At 68.7% G+C, this 21,561-nt stretch carries 17 protein-coding genes; 14 read left to right on the top strand and 3 right to left on the bottom strand.

Annotation, left to right across the window (positions count from 1 at the left end; all coding sequences use genetic code 11):
- Window positions 1-75: 75 nt before the first annotated feature.
- On the bottom strand, window positions 76-2,175 hold the full coding sequence (locus ACO2Q3_RS16030; protein ID WP_423308267.1) for a TonB-dependent receptor domain-containing protein: 2,100 nt from the start codon (window positions 2,173-2,175) through the stop codon (window positions 76-78).
- A gap of 110 nt (window positions 2,176-2,285) precedes the next feature.
- Window positions 2,286-3,716, bottom strand: a complete 1,431-nt coding sequence (gene tldD / locus ACO2Q3_RS16025; protein ID WP_423308265.1) for a metalloprotease TldD — start codon at window positions 3,714-3,716, stop codon at window positions 2,286-2,288.
- A 323-nt stretch (window positions 3,717-4,039) separates the two neighbouring features.
- Between tldD and coxB the strand changes: the two genes are divergently transcribed.
- The 12 genes from coxB (at window position 4,040) to ACO2Q3_RS15965 (ending at window position 15,582) form a co-directional block, all read left to right on the top strand.
- Window positions 4,040-5,002 (top strand): cytochrome c oxidase subunit II, encoded by a 963-nt coding sequence (coxB, locus tag ACO2Q3_RS16020; protein WP_423308263.1) that lies wholly within the window; start codon window positions 4,040-4,042, stop codon window positions 5,000-5,002.
- Window positions 5,003-5,030: 28 nt separating this feature from the next.
- On the top strand, window positions 5,031-6,728 hold the full coding sequence (gene ctaD / locus ACO2Q3_RS16015; RefSeq protein WP_423308261.1) for a cytochrome c oxidase subunit I: 1,698 nt from the start codon (window positions 5,031-5,033) through the stop codon (window positions 6,726-6,728).
- Window positions 6,729-6,774: 46 nt separating this feature from the next.
- Complete coding sequence (locus tag ACO2Q3_RS16010) at window positions 6,775-7,776, top strand: heme o synthase (protein ID WP_423308259.1); 1,002 nt, start codon at window positions 6,775-6,777, stop codon at window positions 7,774-7,776.
- Window positions 7,773-7,928, top strand: coding sequence for a hypothetical protein (locus ACO2Q3_RS16005; protein ID WP_423308257.1), 156 nt, complete (start codon window positions 7,773-7,775; stop codon window positions 7,926-7,928). Before ACO2Q3_RS16010 ends, ACO2Q3_RS16005 begins: the two co-directional genes overlap by 4 nt.
- Window positions 7,903-8,514, top strand: coding sequence for a cytochrome c oxidase assembly protein (locus ACO2Q3_RS16000; RefSeq protein WP_423308255.1), 612 nt, complete (start codon window positions 7,903-7,905; stop codon window positions 8,512-8,514). Before ACO2Q3_RS16005 ends, ACO2Q3_RS16000 begins: the two co-directional genes overlap by 26 nt.
- A 90-nt stretch (window positions 8,515-8,604) precedes the next feature.
- A complete protein-coding gene (locus tag ACO2Q3_RS15995) occupies window positions 8,605-9,480 on the top strand; it encodes a cytochrome c oxidase subunit 3 (RefSeq protein WP_423308253.1) in 876 nt (291 codons plus the stop codon).
- On the top strand, window positions 9,423-9,848 hold the full coding sequence (locus ACO2Q3_RS15990; protein WP_423308251.1) for a DUF983 domain-containing protein: 426 nt from the start codon (window positions 9,423-9,425) through the stop codon (window positions 9,846-9,848). The genes ACO2Q3_RS15995 and ACO2Q3_RS15990 overlap by 58 nt, the downstream gene beginning before the upstream one ends.
- On the top strand, window positions 9,838-10,581 hold the full coding sequence (locus tag ACO2Q3_RS15985; protein ID WP_423308249.1) for an SURF1 family protein: 744 nt from the start codon (window positions 9,838-9,840) through the stop codon (window positions 10,579-10,581). Before ACO2Q3_RS15990 ends, ACO2Q3_RS15985 begins: the two co-directional genes overlap by 11 nt.
- A complete protein-coding gene (gene thrC / locus ACO2Q3_RS15980; protein WP_423308247.1) occupies window positions 10,578-11,975 on the top strand; it encodes a threonine synthase in 1,398 nt (465 codons plus the stop codon). Before ACO2Q3_RS15985 ends, thrC begins: the two co-directional genes overlap by 4 nt.
- Window positions 11,972-13,240 carry a M16 family metallopeptidase gene (locus ACO2Q3_RS15975; protein WP_423308245.1) on the top strand — a complete coding sequence of 423 codons (1,269 nt, stop codon included), beginning with the start codon at window positions 11,972-11,974 and terminating at the stop codon, window positions 13,238-13,240. Before thrC ends, ACO2Q3_RS15975 begins: the two co-directional genes overlap by 4 nt.
- 54 nt (window positions 13,241-13,294) lie before the next feature.
- Window positions 13,295-13,906, top strand: coding sequence for a GNAT family N-acetyltransferase (locus ACO2Q3_RS15970; RefSeq protein WP_423308243.1), 612 nt, complete (start codon window positions 13,295-13,297; stop codon window positions 13,904-13,906).
- 14 nt (window positions 13,907-13,920) lie between these two features.
- A complete protein-coding gene (locus ACO2Q3_RS15965; protein WP_423308241.1) occupies window positions 13,921-15,582 on the top strand; it encodes a putative bifunctional diguanylate cyclase/phosphodiesterase in 1,662 nt (553 codons plus the stop codon).
- 809 nt (window positions 15,583-16,391) lie between these two features.
- Here ACO2Q3_RS15965 and ACO2Q3_RS15960 read toward each other — a convergent pair.
- On the bottom strand, window positions 16,392-17,273 hold the full coding sequence (locus ACO2Q3_RS15960; RefSeq protein WP_423308239.1) for a LysR family transcriptional regulator: 882 nt from the start codon (window positions 17,271-17,273) through the stop codon (window positions 16,392-16,394).
- 102 nt (window positions 17,274-17,375) lie between these two features.
- On the opposite strand from ACO2Q3_RS15960, the gene ACO2Q3_RS15955 reads away from it, so the two are divergent.
- Together ACO2Q3_RS15955 and ACO2Q3_RS15950 are read left to right on the top strand one after the other, a co-directional pair.
- The gene (locus ACO2Q3_RS15955) at window positions 17,376-18,917 is read left to right on the top strand and encodes a proton-conducting transporter membrane subunit (RefSeq protein WP_423308237.1); all 1,542 of its coding nucleotides are present in this window, start codon (window positions 17,376-17,378) and stop codon (window positions 18,915-18,917) included.
- Window positions 18,914-21,361, top strand: coding sequence for a YbcC family protein (locus ACO2Q3_RS15950; protein ID WP_423308235.1), 2,448 nt, complete (start codon window positions 18,914-18,916; stop codon window positions 21,359-21,361). Before ACO2Q3_RS15955 ends, ACO2Q3_RS15950 begins: the two co-directional genes overlap by 4 nt.
- The last annotated feature ends 200 nt before the right edge of the window (window positions 21,362-21,561 follow it).

The raw sequence follows: 21,561 nt of genomic DNA, 5'->3' as shown, positions 1-21,561 counted from the left end.
CTCTTCGCTGGAGCCCCCATCGTCTCGGCGCCTGCGGCGCCGATCCACTTCCCCCACCGGGGGAAGAGAAGCGTCTCACCCGAAGGTCTTGCGCACCGCGATGTGCACCAGCCGGCCGTAGTGCAGGTTGCGGGTGTCGATCACCGGATCCGTGGCGAGGTCGCGCGGGCCGGGGAAGTACTCGCGGATGTGCTCGAAGCCGCGGGCGGTGGCGTTGTCGAACTCCAGGCGCAGCATCCAGTCCGGGCGCGGCTTGTACTCGATGTGGAACGCCACCCAGGTCTTCAGCCGGTCGGTGTCGATCTCGTTGAAGCGGTAGTAGGTCTCGCGCCAGGCGCCGATGATGTCGAAGCCCCAGGTGGCCTTCCAGCGCGGCAGGCCCTGGGTGAAGTGGATCTCGCTGTCGTAGTGGTGCAGGCCGGAGATCTCGCGCATCTGGCCGGTGGTGGGATCGCGCACCGACGAGTGGCGCCAGGTCCCGGTGGCGGTCAGCACGCCGTGCTTCAGGCCCAGCCGGTCGGTGGGCAGGTTGAGGTTCAGCGCCAGCTCGTCCTTGGTCCCGGCGCCGATGTTGCCCGGGGTGTCGAAGCTGCCGGTGGGGTCGGGCACGTGGTCCTCGACGTCGCGCAGCCAGTAGTGCCGGCCGGTCAGGGTGATCTGCGCCGCGCCCCAGAAGCGGTGGTCCCAGGCGGCCTCGGCCACCCAGTCCTGCTGCGGGTTGAGGTTGGGGTTGCCGCCGTGCACCGAGCCGCCGCCCAGGCTCGCCGCCGAGGCGGTGAAGTCGTCGAAGTTCAGCTGCCCGACCTCGCGCTCGAACCTCACCCGCACCTGGTCGGCCGCGTCCGGCGCCCACGACACCAGCACCCGGGGCTTGGGGTAGAACAGGCTGCGGCTGCTGGCGACGTCGCCGCTGGAGCGGATCCGCGAGGCCTCCGCGCGGATGCCGGTCTCCACCGTCAGGTTCGGCCGCACGCGCCAGGTGGCGGTGGCGAACGCCTCGCCGCGCGCCTCGGTGACCATCACATTGGCCGCCGGCAGCGGCACGGGCGCGCCGCCTTCCTCGTACAGGGTGTGGCTGCGCAGCCAGTTGTAGGCGCCCTCGCCGCCCGCCTCGAAGTTCAGGGTCGGCGTCGCCTGGTACTTCAGGCTGGAGCGCAGGATGCTCTCGCGGGTCGACTTGTCGAGGATGAACCGCTCGTCGACCGTCGGACCGGCCAGCCGCTCGTCGTAGTTGTTCACCCCGAACTGCTGCAGCAGGAAGGTCTCGCTGGACAGCTTGCCGGTGATCGGCCGCTCGTAGCGGGCGCCCACCTCGTAGGTGTCGGTGTCCTGGTGGTCGTGCTCCAGTTCCAGGCCGCGCGGTCCGACGAACGCGTCGCGCAGGTGGGCGTCGTACGGGTTGAGGAACACCGTGGCGTCCAGCTTCAGCCGACCGCCGGCCACCGGCGTCTCCACAGCGCCGGTCAGCTTGTAGTTCCAGGCCAGGGCGTGGCCGTACTCCTGGCCATGGTCGATCAGACCGGCCGCGTTGCGCACCGTGCGCGGGCCGTCGCCGACCCCGTCGTCCAGGCCGCTGGCGGCCAGCAGGGCGCCCTCGAACGCCGTCTCGCCCACCCGCTTGGAGCCCTCGATGCGCAGGCCGCCGGACACGTCACCATTCTCGACCAGGCTGCCGGCGACCTGCACCGTCAGCTTCAGGCCGCGGTCCTCGCGGCGGATGACGTTGGCGATCACCGTCTTGCCCTGCATGTCGATGCCGGGGGCGCCGCCGCGGATCACGTCGATGCGCAACACCTGGCTGGCGGGGATGCGCTTGAGGATCTCGTCCAGCGGGTCGCCCTTGGTCGCCGGCCGGGCGCCGTCGATCAGCACATTGCCCGCCGCCCCGCCGAAGCCGCGGACGCTGGAGCCGGTGTCGAGCACGAAACCCGGCAGCAGATTGACCATGTCGAGGGCCGTGGTCGGCGCGCTGGCCGCGAAACAGGCCGGGGCGAAGCTCGACGTCGAACCCGCCTTCAGCTGCGGCGCCACGCGCAGGCCCGGGGCCACGGCGCAGCCGGTCTCCGAGGCGGGCTGGGCCGGGGTCGAGACGCCGGACGGCGAGGCGGCGCCGGCTGCGCCGCCCTCGGAGGACGCCTGGGCGATCGCCGCCGCCAACACAAAGCCGACCGCCATGTTTCCTCCCTGAAACGAGGCGCATTGCTCGCAAGGGTTGGAAGGCGTCGCCAGTTAATTCGGTGTAAGGCGGCGGGCGGGGTGTTTTCACCCCTGTCCCGCGCCGATTGCTAGACGGACGTGCCGCCCACGGTCAGGCCGGTAATCTTCAGCGACGGCTGGCCGACGCCCACCGGCACGCTCTGGCCGGCCTTGCCGCAGACGCCCACGCCCGGATCGAAGTCGAAGTCGTCGCCGATCATGGTCACCCGGGTCAGGGCCGAGGGCCCGTCGCCGATCAGGGTGGCGCCCTTCACCGGGGTGGTGATCCTGCCGTCCTCGATCAGGTAGGCCTCGGTGCACTGGAACACGAACTTGCCGTTGGTGATGTCCACCTGGCCGCCGCCGAAGTTGGCGCAGTAGAGGCCGCGCTTCGTCGAGGCGATCATGTCCTCGCGCTTGTCGGTCCCCCCCAGCATGGCGGTATTGGTCATCCGCGGCATCGGCATGTGCGCGAACGACTGGCGACGGGCGTTGCCGGTGGCCGTCAGCCCCATCAGCCGCGCGCTCTGCCGGTCGTGCATATAGCCCTTCAGGATCCCATCCTCGATCAGCACGGTGCGCTCGGTGGGCGTGCCCTCGTCGTCGACGGTCAGCGAGCCGCGGCGCCCGGGGATCGTGCCGTCGTCGAACACCGTGACGCCCGGCGCGGCCACCCGCTCGCCGATCCGGCCGGAAAAAGCGGACGAGCCCTTGCGGTTGAAATCGCCCTCCAGCCCGTGGCCCACCGCCTCGTGCAGCAGCACCCCGTTCCAGCCCGGGCCCAGCACCACGTCCATCTCGCCGGCGGGGCAGGGGACGGCATCGAGGTTGACCAGCGCCTGGCGCAGGGCCTCCTCCACCTGCTCCTGCCAGCGATCCGGCGTGATCCAGGCGTCGAAGCCGGCGCGCCCGCCGGCGCCGGCGAAGCCGTTCTCGCGACGGCCGTCCTTTTCCACCGTCAGGCTGACGTTGATGCGCACCAGCGGCCGGATGTCGCGGATCAGGCGGCCGTCCGCGCGCAGGATCTCCACCACCCGGCGCTCGCCGGCCAGGGACGCCATCACCTGAACCACGCGCGGGTCGCGGGCGCGCGCGAAGGCGTCGATCTCCTGCAGCAGGGCGACCTTGTCGGAGAAGGCGGGCGCGGCCAGGGGGTCGTCGTCGCCGTACAGGCGGGTGTTGGTGGCGCGCGGGCCCTCGGCGGAGACGCCGGCATAGCCGCGCTTGGCCAGCCGGGCGGAATCGGCGGCCCGGCGGATCGCCGCCTCGGACACCTCCGAGGCATGGGCGTAGCCGGCGGTCTCGCCGGCGACCACCCGCAGGCCGAAGCCCTCGGCCGAATCGTAGGTGGCCGACTTCAATCGTCCGTCGTCGAACAGGAAGCTCTCGCTCTCGGAGCGTTCCAGGAACAGCTCGCCGTCGTCCGCCCCGTGCAGCGCCTCGTTCAGGATATCGCCGGCGCGGCCGGGATCGACGCCCGAGGCTTCCAGGATCGAGGCGGCGAGGGTCGGTGCGTTCATGATCGGCTTTCCGTGGCGGGTCTGCCGGTCGCGATGGCGCGCGCCCGGCGGTCGCGCCTAGAGATAAGGCGTCGGGGCGGCTTTCGAAACCGCCAATCCCCGGGTCCGGCCGCCCCCGGCCCCAGGCGCCGCCGCGATGCGCGCTAGCGCCTTGGCAAGCCGCAATGATCCGCGTATGCACGCGCCCGGAAGGCTGGAAGCCTGGGGTGCGACAAATAGGCCCGCGGCAAGTGGGCTCAAGCGTCCCGGCTTTGCGCTATGGAGAGTCGGGACCCGGCGCGCCCCTGGTGGGACGTCGGCCGGCGGAACAGGCCGTGAGGGACATGAAGTCGAAGTTTTCGGGGATCGGACGGCTGGCGGCGGGGGTCCCGGCGGCCGTCTTGGGGGTGGCCATCGCGGCCCAGGCATGGGCCGAGGACAAGCTCGGTCAACCGACGGACGGCGCGATGGATCTGCAGCCGTCGGCTTCGGCGATCCGCACCGAGGCGATGAACTTCCACAACCACATCCTGCTGCCGATCATCACGATCATCACGTTGTTCGTGCTGGCGCTGCTGGTGATCGTGGTGGTGCGGTTCAACCGCCGGGCCAATCCGACCCCCGCGCGCTGGAGCCACAACACGCCGATCGAGATCGTCTGGACGATCGCGCCGGTGCTGATCCTGATGTTCATCGCGATCTTCTCGTTCCGGCTGCTGTTCGACGAACACCACATGCCCCATACCGCCGACCTGACCGTCAAGGTCACCGGCCGGCAGTGGAACTGGGACTACGAATATCCTGACCAGAAGATCAGCGCCTTCACCTCCACGCTGATGGATGAGTCGACCGCCAAGTCGAAGGGCGTGCCCTTCCAGCTGGCCACCACCGCCCCGATGGTGGTGCCGGTCGGCAAGGTCGTGCAGGTGCTGGTGACCGGCGAAGACGTGATCCACTCCTGGTCGGTGCCCGCCGTGGGCGTGAAGATCGACGCCGTGCCCGGCCGGGTGAACCAGACCTGGTTCATGGCCAACAAGACCGGCACCTTCTACGGCCAGTGCTCGCAGCTGTGCGGCATCGACCACGCCTTCATGCCGATCGAGGTGAAGGTGGTCAGCCAGGCCGATTTCGACGCCTGGGTCGCCTCCAAGGCCCCGAAGACCGCCCCGGCCGCCGCGGCTCCGGCCACGCCCGCCGCCGCCGCCGCCGCCCCGGCGGCGTCCGCCGCGCCGGCGGCCGCCAGCCCGGCCGCCGCTTCGCCCGCCGCTTCCGCCGCGCCCGCGGCGAGCCCGGCGAAGAAGTCCTAAGCGTATCGTTCGAGGAAAAGCTCAGACCATGGCCAACGCCGTAGACACCCACGAACGCGCCGCTCACGCGGATGGGCACGACGCCCACGCCGCGCACGACCACAAGCCCGGGTTCTGGACCCGCTGGTTCCTGTCGACCAACCACAAGGACATCGGCACCCTGTACATGATCTTCGCCATCCAGGCGGGCATCATCGGGGCGCTGTTCTCCGGCCTGATCCGCTGGGAACTGTACGAGCCGGGCCTGCAGATCTTCGCGCCCAACTCGTGGATCGCGCCGTTCCTGCACATCACCAACGAGGCCACCGGCAAGCACGCCTATTACGTGATCACCACGGCGCACGGCCTGATCATGATCTTCTTCATGGTCATGCCGGCGATGATCGGCGGCTTCGGCAACTGGTTCGTGCCGCTGATGATCGGCGCGCCGGACATGGCCTTCCCGCGGATGAACAACATCAGCTTCTGGCTGCTGTGCTCGTCGTGGGTGCTGCTGCTGACATCGACCTTCGTCGACGGCGGTCCCGGACGAGGTTTCGGGGGCGGGTGGACGATCTATCCGCCGCTATCGACCACCGGCCACACCGGACCCTCGATGGACTTCGCCATCCTGGCCATCCACCTGGCCGGCGCCAGCTCGATCCTCGGCGCCATCAACTTCATCACCACCATCTTCAACATGCGCGCGCCGGGGATGACCATCCACCGCATGCCGCTGTTCGTGTGGGCGATCCTGGTCACTGTCTTCCTGCTGCTGCTGTCGCTGCCCGTGCTGGCCGGCGCCATCACCATGCTGCTGACCGACCGCAACTTCCACACCCACTTCTTCGACCCGGCCGGCGGCGGCGATCCGCTGATGTTCCAGCACCTGTTCTGGTTCTTCGGCCACCCGGAAGTGTACATCCTGATCCTGCCGGGCTTCGGCATCATCAGCCACATCGTCTCGACCTTCTCGCGCAAGCCGGTGTTCGGCTACCTGGCGATGGCCTACGCCATGGTCGCCATCGGCTTCCTCGGCTTCATCGTGTGGGCGCACCACATGTACACCGTGGGCATGCCGGTCGACCTGCAGGCCTACTTCGTGGCCGCCACCATGGTCATCGCGGTGCCCACCGGCGTGAAGGTGTTCTCCTGGATCGCCACGATGTGGGGCGGCTCCATCGAGTTCAAGACGCCCATGCTGTGGGCGATCGGCTTCATCTTCCTGTTCACGGTGGGCGGGGTGACGGGCGTCGTGCTGGCCAACGCCGGCATCGACTATAACCTGCACGACACCTACTACGTGATCGCCCACTTCCACTACGTGCTCAGCCTGGGCGCGGTGTTCGCGATCTTCGCCGGCTTCTACTACTGGTTCGAGAAGATGTGGGGCGTGCGCTACAACGAGTTCCTCGGCACGCTGCACTTCTGGATCATGTTCGTCGGCGTGAACCTGATCTTCTTCCCGCAGCACTTCCTGGGCCTGCAGGGGATGCCCCGGCGCAACCCGGACTACCCGATGGGCTTCTACACCTGGAACCACCTGTCCTCGATCGGCTACGCGATCACCCTGGTGGGTCTGGCGGTGTTCCTGCTGGTGCTGCTGGAGGCGGCCGTGCGTCGTCGTCCGGCCCGCGCCAACCCGTGGGGCGAAGGCGCCACGACGCTGGAATGGACCCTGCCGTCGCCGCCGCCGTTCCACCAGTTCAACGAACTGCCGGTGATCCACGCCGACAGCCACCACTAGACTTTGGCCCGGCGCTCCGCTTCGGCGGGGCGCCTGGTTGGGCTTCATGACCGATCACCTCGCCATCGCCGTCCCTGCCAGCCGCTCTCCCGCGCGCTGGCAGGACTATGTCCAGCTGCTCAAGCCGCGGGTGATGTCGCTGGTGATCTTCACCGCGGTCACCGGCCTCTTGTGCGCGCGCACGCCGATCAACCCGATCCTGGGCGCGGTGGCCATCCTGTGCATCGCGGTGGGCGCCGGCGCCTCGGCGGCGCTGAACATGTGGTACGACGCCGACATCGACGCCCGCATGCGCCGCACCCGCGGCCGGCCGGTGCCGGCGGGCCGGGTGCAGGGCGCCGACGCCCTGGCGCTCGGCATCACCCTGTCGCTGTTCTCGGTGGGGCTGATGGGCATCGCGGTGAACGCCCTGGCCGCCGGCCTGCTGGCCTTCACCATCCTGTTCTACGCCGTGGTCTACACCATGTGGCTGAAGCGCTCGACGGCGCAGAACATCGTCATCGGAGGCCTCGCCGGGGCGCTGCCGCCGGCGGTGGGCTGGGCCGCGGCCTCGGGCACGGCGCCGCTGAACGCCTGGCTGCTGGTGGCGATCATCTTCTTCTGGACGCCGCCGCACTTCTGGGCCCTGTCGCTGTACACCAGCGAGGACTACGCCAAGGCCGGCGTGCCGATGATGCCCGTGGTCAAGGGCGCGGCCTCCACCCGCCGCCAGATCCTGGCCTACAGCCTGTTCCTGGTTCCGCTGTGCCTGACGCCCGCCTTCACTGGCCTGGGCGGACCGATCTACCTGGCCGTGGCGGGCCTGGGCGGGGCGGTGTTCCTGATCCTGGCCGCGCGGCTCGCCGCCAGCCGGGCCGGCGACATGCCCGACCCGCGCGAGCGCGACGCGGCCCTCTATGACGTGCGGGCCGGCGCCAAGGCGGCGCGCAACCTGTTCGCCTTCTCGATCCTCTACCTGTTCGTGATGTTCGCCGCCCTGCTGGTCGAGCGCGTGCTGGGCGTCGAGCCCCTGACGCTGCTGACCACCCTGACGGGGGTGCGGCTGTGAGCGATCCCTGGAACGAAGGCGATCAGGCGGCCAAGGCGCGGCGCGGGCGCAGCCTGGCGATCGCGCTCGGCCTGCTGGCCTTCGTCGCGCTCGTGTTCATCATCACCATCGTCAAGATCGGCGGAAATGTCGCGCTCCCCCACCCGGCCTAGGCGGTCGGGCGGCAACGCCCGCGTCGCCCTGATCTGCGCCTTCGTCTTCTGCGGCATGGTGGGGGCGGCGTTCGCCTCCGTGCCGCTGTACAAGAAATTCTGCCAGGCCACCGGGTTCGCCGGCGCGGTCAAGCGCGCCGACGCCAACACTTCGGCGGTCTCCGACCAGACCGTCACCATCCGCTTCGACACCAACGTGCGCGGCCTGTCGTGGAGCTTCGAGCCGGTGCAGCGCACCCAGGTGCTCAAGCTCGGCGAGAGCAAGCTGGCCTTCTTCCGCGCCACCAACACCGGTCCGGTCGCCGTCACCGGCCGGGCGCTGTACAACGTCGCGCCCCAGACGGCGGGACCGTACTTCTCGAAGCTGGAATGCTTCTGCTTCAAGAACCAGACCATCAAGCCCGGCGAGACGGTCGAGTTCCCGGTCGTCTACTATGTGGATCCGCGGTACGCCAAGGACCCGGACAACGCCACGCAACACGAGATCACACTGTCCTACACCTTCTTTCCCGCGACCGATCAGAGCGGGGCCAAGGCGGCGGCGGGGAGCGGCGCTCCCAGGCCGGCGCAGGGCCTTGGCGGATAGGCGCGGGCAAGGCTATAGCACCACCACTCATGTTCAGGATCGGCGGCGCCGGGGGCGCCGCTGGGGGATGAAGAGGCTAAAGACAGCGACATGGCCCACGACGGCGTCAAACACGACTACCACCTCGTCAATCCGAGCCCGTGGCCGCTGATCGGCTCGATCGCGGCGGTGGTCCTGGCCATGGGCCTGGTCGCCGGTCTGAAGGGCTTCGCCGTGTTCCCGAAGGGGAACTGGGTGCTGCTCGGCGTCGGCTTCCTGGGCGTGTTCTGGACCATGATCGGCTGGTGGTCGGACGTGGTGAAGGAAGCCAACGCCGGCGACCACACCCCGGTGGTCTCCATCGGCCTGCGCTACGGCATGATCCTGTTCATCGCCTCGGAGGTGATGTTCTTCGTCGCCTGGTTCTGGATCTTCTTCGAGATGGCGCTGTTCCATCACGTGCGCACCGGTTCGGCCCTGGATGACGTGAAGAGCGCGTGGGCCACCTGGCCGCCGAAGGGCGTCGAGACGGTCGACGCCTTCCACCTGCCGCTGATCAACACCCTGACGCTGCTGCTGTCGGGCACCACGGTGACCTGGTCGCACCACGCCCTGCAGCAGGGCGATCGCAAGTCGGCTCAGACCGGCCTGATCCTGACCATCCTGCTGGGCATGCTGTTCACCTCGATCCAGGCGTACGAGTACCACCACATCCTGTCCGAGAAGCTGTTCTTCAATTCCGAAGCCTCGAACGCCGGCCTCTATGGCTCGGCCTTCTTCATGGCCACCGGCTTCCACGGCTTCCACGTGCTGGTCGGCACGATCTTCCTGATCGTCTGCCTGATCCGGATGATGAACGGGGGCTTCTCGCCCAAGCAGCACTTCGGCTTCGAGGCCGCCGCCTGGTACTGGCACTTCGTCGACGTGGTGTGGCTGTTCCTGTTCACCTTCATCTACGTGATCTTCGGCGCAGGCTGGGGTCATTGACTCCAAAGCCGGGGGTAAACCCCTTCCTCGCCGGGTTGGCGGGGCGCTGTCCGAACTGCGGGGAAGGCCCTCTCTTCGAGGGCTTTCTTCGCGTTTCGGCGACCTGCTCGGCCTGCGGTTTCGACCTGGCCAAGGCCGACAGCGGCGACGGGCCGGCCGTGTTCGTGATCATCATCGCCGGCTTCCTGGCGGTGTTCGGGGCGCTGTTCACCGAAGTCGCCGCCCGCCCGCCGATCTGGCTCAACCTTTCCATCTGGATGCTCGTGGCCCTGGGGCTGTGCCTGGCGCTGCTGCGCCCCACCAAGGGGCTGATGCTGGCCGCCCAGTTCGCCAACCGGGCGTCCGAGGCCGGGCGTGATGACATCTGAGACGCCGGCCGCCTCGCGCCGTTTTCCGATCGGCCTGACCATCGCCGCGGCGGTCGGCGTGGCGATCCTGCTGGGCCTGGGGGTCTGGCAGCTGCAGCGGCTGAAGTGGAAGGAAGGCATCCTTGCGCACGTCGCGGCGCTGAAGACCGCCGCGCCGCAGCCGCTGGACGCCGTGCTGGCGCGGGCGGCCAAGGGCGAGAACGTCGAGTTCCAACGGGTCAGCGCCGACTGCCTGCCGTTCCAGTTCCCGCAGAGCCGGGTGTTCCTCTACGCGATCGAGGGCACCGACATCCATTGGCGGCCGATCAGCCCCTGCGCCATCGACGATCCCGGCTACGGCATGATCGCCATCGATCGCGGGGTGCTGGCCGGGGCGGTGGGCATGACCCCGCCCAACCAGGCCGTGCCGGACGTGCGCCAGGTGGTGGGGGTGCTGCGCAACGTCGACGCGCCGAACTTCACGCAGAAGGACCTCAAGGAGACCGCCGCCAGCGGCTACCAGTCGCGCGACCACGCGTTGAAGGCGCTGACCGCGGCCACCCGGCTGCCTGCCCCGCGGCTGATGCTGGTGGTCGAGCGGGAGTATCCGGCCCCGGCGGGGATCACCGCCGCGCCGCTGCCGATCGACATCCCCAACCGGCACCTGGAGTACGCCCTGACCTGGTTCGGCCTTGCCGCCGCCCTGGCCGGCGTCTATGCCGCCCTGCTCTTTCGGAAGGGTGGAGTGAAATGAAGTACGTCTCCACGCGCGGCGAGGCGCCGGCGGTCGGATTCCTGGACGCGGTGCTGTCGGGCCTGGCGCCGGACGGCGGCCTGTACGTGCCGGAGACCTGGCCGCAGTTCAGCGCCGAAAAGCTCGCCAGCTTCGCCGGGCGTCCGTACGCCGAGGTCGCCGCCGCGGTGATCTCCGCCTTCGCCGACGGCGAGCTGTCCGAAGACGTCATTGCCGAGGTCTGCGCCGAGGCCTACGCCAGCTTCGCCCACGATGCGGTGACCCCGCTGCGCCAGCTGGCCCCCGGCCGCTTCCTGCTGGAGCTGTTCCACGGGCCGACCCTGGCGTTCAAGGACGTGGCCATGCAGCTGCTGGCCCGGCTCTACGACCACGCCCTGGGCGAGGCCGGCCGCACCATGACCATCGTCTGCGCCACCTCCGGCGACACCGGCGGGGCCGCGGTGGAGGCGTTCCGCGGCCGGCGCAACGTGCGCATCGTCGCCATGTTCCCGGACGGCCGCATCTCGCCGGTGCAGCGCCGCTTCATGACCACCGTCACCGACGACAACGTGCGCACCCTGTCGGTGGCCGGCGATTTCGACGACTGCCAGGCGATCCTGAAAGGGCTGTTCCAGGACGCCCAGTTCGCCCACGCTGTCGACCTGTCGGCCGTGAACTCGATCAACTTCGCCCGCATCGCCGCCCAGGCGGTGTACTATTTCGTGGCCGCCGCGGCCCTCGGCGCGCCGCACCGGCCGGTGAGCTTCGTGATCCCCACCGGCAACTTCGGCGACGCCTTCGCCGGATACGTGGCCTCGCGCATGGGCCTGCCGATCGAGCGCATGGTGGTGGCCACCAACTCCAACGACATCGTCGCCCGCGCGGTGGAAGAGGGCCGCTACGCCAAGGGCGAGGGCATGGCCACCCAGAGCCCGGCGATGGACATCCAGGTCGCCTCCAACTTCGAGCGGCTGTACTTCGAGGGCGTGGCGCGCAACGGCGTCGAGACCGGCCGCGCCTTCCGCGCGTTCGCCGCCTCTGGCGCGATCGACCTGCCGCCCGCCGCCCGCGCCGAGATCGCCCGGCTGTTCCGCGGCGTGGCGGTGGACGAGGCGGAGACCTCGCGCACCATCCTGGCGACGCTGAACGCCACCGGCGCCCTGGTGGACCCGCACACGGCCGTGGCCCTTGCCGGCGCGAACCGCGTGGGCCCGGTGAAGCCGACGACCCCGGTGGTGGTGCTTTCCACCGCCCATCCGGCCAAGTTCCCCGAGGCGGTATACGCCGCGGCCGGCGTCACGCCGGCGGCCCCGCCGGTGGTGCAGACACAGGCCGGCCTGCCGGAACGTTTCGACTCCATCGCCGCCGATGCCGAGGCGGTGAAGACCTATGTGCGGGATTTCGTGAAGGCTTGAGCGGCGCCCCCAACCTCCATCGTCTGGCCAACGGCGTCACCGTCATCTGCGACCCGGCGCCGGGCTATGAGACCCTGGCGCTCAGCGTCGTCGCCGGCCGCGGCTCGCGCTGGGAGGACGAGGCCCGCTCGGGCTGGTCGCATCTGTTGGAGCACATGGTGTTCAAGGGCGCCGGCCAGCGCTCGGCGCGCGACATCGTCGAGGCGATCGAAGCCGCCGGCGGCCAGATCAACGCCGCCACCGGGCACGAGCGCACGAGCTTCCAGGTCCGCGCCCTGCGCGGCGGGCTGGAGCTGGCCATGGCGGTGACCGCCGATCTGGTTCAGCGACCCACCCTGGACGAGGGCGACCTGGTCCGCGAGAAGCAGGTCGTCGGCCAGGAGATCGCCGAGGCGGCCGACACCCCCGACGACCAGGTCTTCGAGCTGGCCCAGACCCAGGCCTTCGCCGGCCAGGCCATCGGCCGGCCGATCCTCGGCACGCCGGAGGCCCTGGCGCCGGCCACGCCCGCGGCGATCGAGGCCTGGCGCGCCGCCCTCTACGCGCCCGACCGGCTGGTGGTCAGCGCCGCGGGCGCCGTCGACGAAGACGAACTGCTGCGTCTCGCCGAGGCCCACTTCGGCGCGGCCGCCTCGCCCGCCGCCGCCGCGGCCGATCCCGCCAGCTTCACCGGCGGCGACGCCGTCGAGGTGCGCCGGCTGGAGCAGGCGCACGTGGTGTTCATGCTGCCCGCGCCGGGCCTCAAGGACCCCGACCATTTCGCCCTGCGGCTGTTCGTGGAAATCCTGGGGGGCGGCATGTCCTCGCGCCTGTTCCAGGAGGCGCGCGAGAAGCTGGGCCTGGCCTACGCCATCGACGCCTTCTCCGACATCTACGACGACGCCGGGGTGCTGGGCGTCTACGCCGGCTGCGCGGCCAAGGACGCCGGCCGCCTGGCGGAGGTCACAGGCCAGCAGATCCGCGCCATGGCGGCGGGTGTGGACCCCTCCGAACTGGCCCGCGCCAAGGCGCAGCTCAAGGCCTTCGTGTTCATGGGGCGCGAGTCCCTGCTGACCCGCGCCGAGCAGGCCGCCTCGCAGCTGCTGTCCTTCGATCGCCTGCTGTCCTCCGCCGAAATCGCCGAACGCATCGACGCCGTGACCATCGACGACCTGGTCCGGGTCGGCGTCCGCGCGCTCGCCCCTGGCCGCGCCGCCACCAGCGTGCTGGGCGCCAAGGGCGCGTCCCGCGCCGGAGGACGGCTGCGCGAGGCGCTTTTCGCCTAGATTAAGTCGCAGCGGACGCTTGGCTTTCGGACGGGATCGGCGCCAAAATCGGCCATGGCTCTGCTGGACTGGATGTCGCCGGACAACGACCTGCGCCTCGAGGGCGACAAGGTCCGCCTGCGCCCGCATCGTAGCGGCGACTTCGCCGAGTGGGCCGACCTGCGCGCGCGCTCGCGCGATTTCCTGCAACCGTGGGAGCCGACCTGGCCTCGCGACGATCTCACCCGCGGCGCCTACAAGCGGCGGCTGCAGGCCTACGCCCACGATCTGGAGCGGGGCCTGGCCTATCCCTTCCTGGTGTTCCGTCAGACGGACGGGGCGATGGTCGGCGGCATCACCCTGTCGAACGTGCGGCGCGGCGTCGCACAGATGGGCTCGATCGGCTACTGGGTCGGCCAGCCCTTCACCCGCCAGGGCTATACGGTGGCGGCGGTGAACGCCGTCACCCGCTTCGCTTTCACCCGGCTGGGGCTGCACCGCATCGAGGCGGCCTGCATCCCGACCAACGAGGCCTCGCGCGGGGTGCTGCTGAAGGCCGGTTTCAAGCACGAGGGAATGGCCCGTGCTTATCTGAGAATTAACGGTATTTGGCGAGATCATCTCCTGTTTGGTCTGATCTCGCCGGCCCCGGCCAGCGAGCAGAGGCACGAGGACGTGCTCGTTTAGTTCGCGGAGTGACGATGGCGTCACCATTGGTCTGGGATGCGACGACGGTGCTGGAGGCGCTGGGCGCCGCCGATGTCGCGCTCTGGCTCTGGGAGCCGGAGAAGGACCGCCTGCGACTCACGGGCGCCTCGCGCGCGCTGGGCATGGGCCCGCTGGCCCCCGAGTGCTCTTCCGCCGCCATCCGCTCCCTGGTGCTGCCGCAGGATCGCGCCGGGGTCGAAGATCTGCTCCGGGTGCGTGAGCCGGGGGTCGAGGTCGCGGCCCGGGTTCGCATGCGCGGAGCCGAGCCGTGCCTGTGGCGCGGCATCTGGCTGGAGGAGGGCCTGCGCGCCGCCGGCGTCGCCGCCCGCGAGACCCGTTTCGTCGGCTCCGAGGCCGACCCGCTGACCGGCCTGCTGGACCGCCGCAGCTTCGTCGCCCGCGCTCGCGAGCGGCTGAACGAGGCCGGCGAGTACGAACTGGTGGTGGCCGACCTCAACCGGCTGCGCCGCCTGAACGAGGCCCTGGGCCACGAGCGCGCCGACCTGGTGCTGGCCGCCCTGGGCTCTCGCCTGGCGGCCGCCTTCCCGCGCGAGGCGCTGCTGGCGCGGATCGGCGAGGACGAGTTCGCGGTGATGGTCCCGACCGGCGCTGGCGACAACGCCGAGGTGCTGCGCCGGGCGCTGGAGCAGCCGCTGCGCGTGGCCGGCTTCGACATCCTGCCCACCCTGGCCATCGGCGCCGTGCGCGCCGAGGGCGGCGACGACGCCCAGGAGGCGGCCGAGCTGCTGCGCCGGGCGGAGCTGGCGGTGGAGGCGGCCAAGAACGCCGGCCGCGGCGCGCCCCAGGCGGCGGCCTACGGCAAGGCGCTGGAGGGCGACGGCCTGTCGCGCCTGGCCCTGGAGGCCGACCTGCGCGGCGCCATCGGACGCGGCGAGATCGTGCCCTTCTTCCAGCCGATCGTGCGCCTCTCCACCGGCGAGCTGTCCGGCTTCGAGGCCCTGGCGCGCTGGCGCCACCCGCGGCGCGGCTTCCTGGCCCCCGACGACTTCCTGGGGCTGATGGACGAGATGGGGCTGATGGTCGAGCTCGGCTCGCATATGATGCGCGCCTCGGCCCGGCAGCTGGGCGCCTGGCGCAAGGCGCACCCGGCCATGGAGCACATGACCTGCTCGGTGAACCTGTCCACCGGCGAGATCGACCGCCCCGGCCTGATCGAGGACGTGGCGGCGCTGGTGCGCAAGAACGAGCTGCCCAAGGGCGCGCTGAAGCTGGAGATCACCGAGAGCGACATCATGCGCGACCCGGACAAGGCCGCGCAGACGCTGCGGGCCCTGCGCGACGCCGGCGCGGGCCTGGCGCTGGACGACTTCGGCACCGGCTTCTCCTCGCTCAGCTACCTGACGCGCCTGCCGTTCGACACCCTGAAGATCGACCGCTATTTCGTGCGCACCATGGCCACCAACGAGGGCTCGGCCAAGATCGTCCGCTCGGTGATCAAGCTGGGCCAGGACCTGGCGCTGGAGGTGGTGGCCGAAGGGGTCGAGAACGCCGTCATGGCCCGCGCCCTGCTCAGCCTCGGCTGCGACTACGGCCAGGGCTTCGGCTACGCCCCGGCCCTGTCGCCGCAGGAGGCCGAAGTCTACCTCAACGAAAGCTACGCCGACGGCGCCGCCCCGCTGAAGGCGCGCGGATAGGGGGCGCGGCCCCTCCGGCGTTCCACGGCGGCCCGGCCGACGTCGAGCCCCTCGCGCGCGAGGCGTACCGGAGGCCTGCGCCCTGCGGGCGGGCCCTGTGATTGTCCGGTACGGGGGCCGTGCTCGCAGTCGATCTTCGACCCGTTGCCGACTATGCAACCTACGGGCAAGAAGAGAGCTTAGGCTGGGATAGCGGAGTCGCCACGATGCGGAGAGGGGCACTTGCACCTGTGGTCATTGCGGCAGTTCTGCTAAGCGGGCCCGCCGCGCTCCCCGAACCACAGGCAAAGCAATTCGCCCTAGGCCAGGCTCAATTCGCGTATGACCGCACAAGCTCCGGCGCGGTGCTGTGCGTGTGGTCTATGGACCTCGAGGTACAGGCGGCCACAAAGGCATGCCGATTGCCGCGAACGTCAACCGATGACGCGATAGACAAGGCTGTCTTGGACATCGACGACTTCATCATCGCTAACTCGTCAGTACATCCGACCCGCGCTGCATTGGAGGATTTCAAACGCCGAACTTCGGAGGCATTCATCGATCAACTTCATAGGAGCGACTTCGAGAGTTACTGTCGAGGAAGCGACCTGGCAGTATTCCGCAGCATCTCTCCCGCCCGCGTGGCCTCGTCGGTCCGGACGCTTCTCGCGAAGCCTCGTGAGCCCGTTATGAACCCTTGCCTCTAGTTCCCCTTTCCACCCTTCTCGGACGCTCGCGAGGTCCGCATTTGGATGTCAAGGGCGAAGGGGCAGTTGCCGGCGCGACGGCAGGCGCTGACTGCCGCCCTCCGGCGCGCCGATGGCGAGACATCAGTCCTTTGACGTCGCGCCAGGAAGCAGCTCGTCGAGCAAGGGATTGGGGAACCTTCGAACCTGAGTGATGGCGTAGAACCGCTCAGCAAGACCTTGAACTTGATGAAGTTCACGCAGCATCCCGCTCTTCAGTTCGTCGCGCACGACGATCGGCGGAACGAGAGCATAGGCTTGCCGCTCGCGGGCGAGGAGCCGCAGCATCGCCATGTCGTCCACCTCCGCCATGATGATTGGCCGCACGCCTGCCAGATCGATCATGCGATCGAACGCTGACCTGACCTCGCTGCCCAGGCTCGGCAGGAGTAAGGGAGCGCCGTGCAGATCCGCCGGAAATTGAAAGGGCGCAGGCCCCGTTCGCCCGACCACGCTGACAGGCTCTTCGTCGAGAAGAAGGCTGCGGAATGCGGATCGCGCGTCCTGAGGCGCCGGACTGTTGGACAGCACCACGTCGATGACCAAGGCCTCGAGATCCTGGAGGAGTTCACGCAGGGCGCCCGATCTGACGACGAGCTCGACGTCGTCCCGACCAACCAGCGGCCGCAGAAACTCCAGCTGGAAATTGCGCGACATCGTCGGGATCGCGCCAACCCGGAGAACCTTGCGGTCGAGGTCAACGCGACCCTGCAAGGTGTTGAGGAGTTCTTCGCCGGTCTTGAAAACCGTGTCGGCATAGTCGAGCGCCACTCGCCCAGCCTCGGTGAGGCGCAGCCGCTTTCCGACTCGCTCGAACAGCTGATGGCCAATCTGAAGTTCCAGCTTCTGGAGCTGAACCGACAAGGCGGAGGGCGCGACATTCAATTTCTCGGCGGCGCGCCCCAACCCGCCCTCGTGAGCGATCACCCAGAAGTACCGGAGGTGGTTGTAGTTCAGCTGTGCCATTCGGCTTTTATACAAAAGCGAACGATGAGCTTCAAAGAATGAATTTCCACGAATGTTTCTCCATGCATAAGAGGTGGGTCGCCTTCGCATCGGAGACGACAAGTGACCTGGATCATCTGGCTCGCCGCAGCCGCCCCGCTCGCCTATCTGGCCGCTGCAATCGTCCCTGAGCGCGCCTTCCCGATCCTGAAATCCTCACGCCTTGCCAGCTGGGCCTCGCTTGGCGCAGCGACACTGGGCCTCCTCCAGTCGGCCCTGATCGGCAGGGCTCAAACGCCCCTCGTCGGGCTGGAGGGCTTCGGATTTGCCGAGCGGATTGATCTTCTGAGCACGGTGTTCTGCGCGCTGATCGCCTTCATTGGCCTGATCGTCGTGGCCTACAGTCGCAACTACCTGGATGGTGATCCTCGGCAGAGCCGTTTCGTTCGTGACCTTTGCCTGACCCTCGGGTTCGTCCAAGGCTTGGCGCTGGCAGGCAATCTTGGGCAGCTGGTTCTCTGCTGGATTGGCGTCGGCTTCTGCATAAACCGGCTTCTTCTCTTCCGCGCCCAGCGGCCGGCGGCGATTCTTGCAGCCCGCAAACGGTTCCTGGCGAGCCGACTTGCAGAAGCCTCTCTGGTGGGGGCCTGCGCCTGCCTCTGGCATGCGGCCGGCAGCGCGGACATTCAGGTGATCTTGGCGCTGGCCCACGGCGCCCAAGGGGCCGAATGGAGCGCCGCGTCCGTGCTGCTGGCGCTGGCGGCGATCCTCAGCTCGGCGCAGCTCCCCCTTCATGGCTGGATCCTGGAGGTCATGGAGACGCCAACACCCGTCTCGGCGTTGTTGCACGCCGGTGTGGTGAATGCGGGTGGCTTTCTGCTGCTGCGGTTTGGCGAGGTTGTGGCGAGCAATCCTGGCGCCCTGGGCCTGTTGACCATCATTGGCGCCACGACCGCGATCTTCGGCTCGCTCGCCATGCTGCCCCAGACCTCGGTGAAGGTGAGGCTCGCGTACTCTACGGTCGCCCAAATGGGGTTCATGTTGCTGGAATGCGGTCTGGGCGCGTTTCCGGCGGCTCTGCTCCACATCGTTGCGCACGCGCTCTACAAGGCGCACGCCTTTCTTTCGGCTGGCGCAATCGCGACCGCCAAGGTCTCCCTTCCCGTCTCGCCCCCGGCGTCAATGGCGACGACCCTGGCGATTCCTGCCTCGGTCGTGCTGAGCGCATTCGCCGCTAGTGCGGTGGGCGCGGGGCCAACACAGCAGCCTGGCGCGTTCGTGCTGTGGGTGGTGCTATTCCTGGGGCTAGCGCGCATCTGGCTTTCGCAAAGCCCGGGACGCTCCCCCGTCCACATTGTCCTCGGCAGCACGGTGGTTGTCGCCTCGTATGCGGCTGGCCAGGCGCTCTTCGCCAGGATTTTGGACGCGCATGCCGCCCAGCCGACGTGGCAGGCGGCCAGCGCCGCGATCATCGTCATTGCCCTGATGACCGGCCTGGTCTGCCTCCAGCTTCAGCTTCCCGGCCGCGCCAATTCGCCCGCGTGGGCACGCGCCTACGCCCTCGCTTCGAATGGCTTCTATCTCAACACCTTGGCCAATCGGTGGGTGCTCAGGCTCTGGCCTGCGCCGCACCTCAATGCCAAACCCTATGGAGCGGCCCAATGAGCCTCGCCGTCAGCGAACTCCCGACAGATCGGGCGCAACCCGTCCAATCCCTCAAACCCAGCTGGTCGAAAAGCGCGCGCCTGAAAGGCGCGATCAAGCAGGCGTGCGAGCGCATAGCGCCGCTTTGGCCGCTTTCGAGCTTTGTCGCGGTCAATCCCTTTCTAGGCTTTTCGGGACTGCCGTTCGCCAGCGCAGTTCGCGAACTCCGGCGCCTCACCGGGGCGCGGGCTGTGATGCCGCGGGACTTCTACCGCCAGGCGCTCCAGGCCGGTCGGATTGAGCCAGTTGACCTGGCCGCCGCGCTTTCGGAGGCGCCGCCCGGCGCAGGATTGACGGCGGAGCGGTTGATCCGCGCCCTCGCCCTCGACCCCCCAGCAGCGTCGCCTGTCAGGCGCATCGCGACCGTGGCCGACGTCCTGGACAAGCTGGCCGCGGGCGACCGGCAGGTGTCGCGGACGGCCTTCATGGTCGACGAAATCTCCAAGTGGTGCGCGGCCTACTTCGACGAAGGGGAGGCGGCGTGGCCCGCGCCCTGGCGCGACATGCCCCTGTACACGGCCTGGCGGTGGTCCGTCCGATTTGATGGAAATTCACGCGCCATGGGGGTGAAGGGGTTGGCGGACACGGTCGCTGGCCTGGCCGCTAACCCGGTCGAAGCGATTGCCGAGGTTCTGGAGAGGCTGGCGATTCCCGTCGATCAGTGGACAGACTACCTATACCGGGCGCTCTACGACGTCCGGGGCTGGGCCGCCTACGTCCGCCGCTTGGACTGGGAAGAGGAACGCTCCGGCGTCGCGGGCGGGCGGCTGGTCGACCTCCTCGCGATACGGGTCGTGTGGGGCTATGCGCTCTACCGCCAGCGCAAGGACACGGCGTTCGTTTTCGCCTGGCGCGAAGCCGTCGCCAGCGGGGAGGCGTCCCAGGGCGCGTTGGCCGCGGCGGACGACCTGGCGATCGATCTGGCGCTCCACCGCGCCTACGAGATCGCCCTGCAGCGGCGGTTCTTCCGCATGCTCTCCGGAGGACCTGAACCAAGAGCGTCATTCCGTCCTGCGCTGCAGGCCGTCTTTTGCATCGATGTACGCTCGGAGACATATCGCCGAGCCCTGGAAGCCGTCTGGCCTGAAGCCGAGACGCTCGGGTTCGCCGGCTTCTTTGGCATGCCGCTCAATTACGGCCAGGGCGATGAAGAAGCGCACGCCCAATGCCCCGTTCTGCTTCGCCCGACCGTCAATCTCCAGGCGGTCTTGAAGCCAAGTGGCAATCTGATCAAACGCTCGACGACGGCGAGTTCGTTCTTGAGCCAGCTCAAGCAATCGGCGGTTTCATGCTTTGGCTTCGTCGAGGCGTTTGGCTTGTCTTACGGAGCGAAACTCGCGTTGGCGGCCAAGGGCGATGCGGGCGCGTTCGCAGCCCCCGAAACGCCATCCCTCATGAGTGACGGCCTCGACTTGGCAAGGCGGGCCGCACTTGCCGAAGGCGCGCTCAAAGACATGTCGCTCGTCGAAGACTTCGCGCGCCTCGTGCTTATGGTCGGTCACGGATCAAGCACGACCAACAACGCTCACAAAGCCAGTCTCGATTGCGGCGCATGCGGCGGTCACAGCGGTGCGCCGAACGCCCGGTTCGCCGCCGCGCTCCTCAACGAGCCGGCCGTTCGCGGCGAACTCGCTCAAAGAGGTATCCGTATCCCGACGGATACCTGGTTCGTGGCCGGCCTGCACGACACCACAACGGACACTCTGTGGATCATGGACCGTGATCAGGTCCCCGCAAGCCACCGTATTGAACTCGCACACGCCCTCGATCACTTCGGGACGGCGTCTCGCCTGGCGCGCGCTGAACGCGCGGGCCTCATGGGACTTCAGCCCGGCCAGGAGGATGCTGTCCTGGCGCGGAGCGGAGACTGGTCCCAGGTGCGGCCGGAATGGGGACTTGCCCGGGCGGCCGCCTTCATTGCCGCTCCGAGATCGATCACCAGAGGGCGCGACCTTGAAGGCAGGGTTTTCCTGCACAGCTATGATCGCAATGCCGATCCTGGGCTCGAGGTGCTTGAGTTGATCCTGACCGCGCCCTTGATCGTGGCGAGCTGGATCAGCCTGCAGTACTACGGCTCTACTGTGGACAACGCCGCCTTCGGTGCGGGCGACAAGACGCTTCACAACGTCTGCGGACGGGTCGGCGTTCTTGAAGGCAACGCGGGCGATTTGCGACCAGGGCTGCCCCTCCAGTCCGTGCACGACGGAAAGCACTTCGTCCACGAGCCCGTTCGTCTGAGCGCTTTCATAGCGGCTGAGCCTGAAGCGATCTCCGAGGTGCTCTCAAGACAGCCAAAGGTCCGTGAGCTGGTGGACAATGGCTGGCTGTTCCTCTTCACGCTTGATGACGCGGGACACACGACCCACCGATATACCGGGTCTCTCTCGTGGGAGGCCTTGGCGTGAGCGGGCAGCCTTCAAGAGGCGGCCGCCGCTATTGGGTTCTCGGCGGGCGTTGGGTCGATGACGCCACGCACCTGCCATGGCCACGCGTGTATGGGCCGTTTCAGGACTATCAGGCGGCGCGTACAAACGCCGACGATCTCAATGGCCGAGGAGACGAGGGCCTACGATTTCTGGTCGTTGCCGATGTGCCGGAAGGCATC

This window comes from Caulobacter sp. KR2-114 (assembly GCF_049446115.1).
In the GTDB taxonomy this organism is placed as follows: Bacteria; Pseudomonadota; Alphaproteobacteria; order Caulobacterales; family Caulobacteraceae; genus Acaudatibacter.
This window is presented reverse-complemented; position numbering and strand designations above follow the sequence as displayed.

Coding starts and splice junctions, on each gene's coding strand:
- tldD (WP_423308265.1), bottom strand. CDS start 3,716: ATGAACGCACCGACCCTCGCCGCCTCGATCCTGGAAGCCTCGGGCGTC.
- ACO2Q3_RS15960 (WP_423308239.1), bottom strand. CDS start 17,273: ATGGCACAGCTGAACTACAACCACCTCCGGTACTTCTGGGTGATCGCT.
- ACO2Q3_RS15985 (WP_423308249.1), top strand. CDS start 9,838: ATGACATCTGAGACGCCGGCCGCCTCGCGCCGTTTTCCGATCGGCCTG.
- ACO2Q3_RS15970 (WP_423308243.1), top strand. CDS start 13,295: ATGGCTCTGCTGGACTGGATGTCGCCGGACAACGACCTGCGCCTCGAG.
- ACO2Q3_RS15995 (WP_423308253.1), top strand. CDS start 8,605: ATGGCCCACGACGGCGTCAAACACGACTACCACCTCGTCAATCCGAGC.
- thrC (WP_423308247.1), top strand. CDS start 10,578: ATGAAGTACGTCTCCACGCGCGGCGAGGCGCCGGCGGTCGGATTCCTG.
- ACO2Q3_RS15965 (WP_423308241.1), top strand. CDS start 13,921: ATGGCGTCACCATTGGTCTGGGATGCGACGACGGTGCTGGAGGCGCTG.
- coxB (WP_423308263.1), top strand. CDS start 4,040: ATGAAGTCGAAGTTTTCGGGGATCGGACGGCTGGCGGCGGGGGTCCCG.
- ACO2Q3_RS16010 (WP_423308259.1), top strand. CDS start 6,775: ATGACCGATCACCTCGCCATCGCCGTCCCTGCCAGCCGCTCTCCCGCG.
- ACO2Q3_RS16030 (WP_423308267.1), bottom strand. CDS start 2,175: ATGGCGGTCGGCTTTGTGTTGGCGGCGGCGATCGCCCAGGCGTCCTCC.
- ACO2Q3_RS16000 (WP_423308255.1), top strand. CDS start 7,903: ATGTCGCGCTCCCCCACCCGGCCTAGGCGGTCGGGCGGCAACGCCCGC.
- ACO2Q3_RS15950 (WP_423308235.1), top strand. CDS start 18,914: ATGAGCCTCGCCGTCAGCGAACTCCCGACAGATCGGGCGCAACCCGTC.
- ctaD (WP_423308261.1), top strand. CDS start 5,031: ATGGCCAACGCCGTAGACACCCACGAACGCGCCGCTCACGCGGATGGG.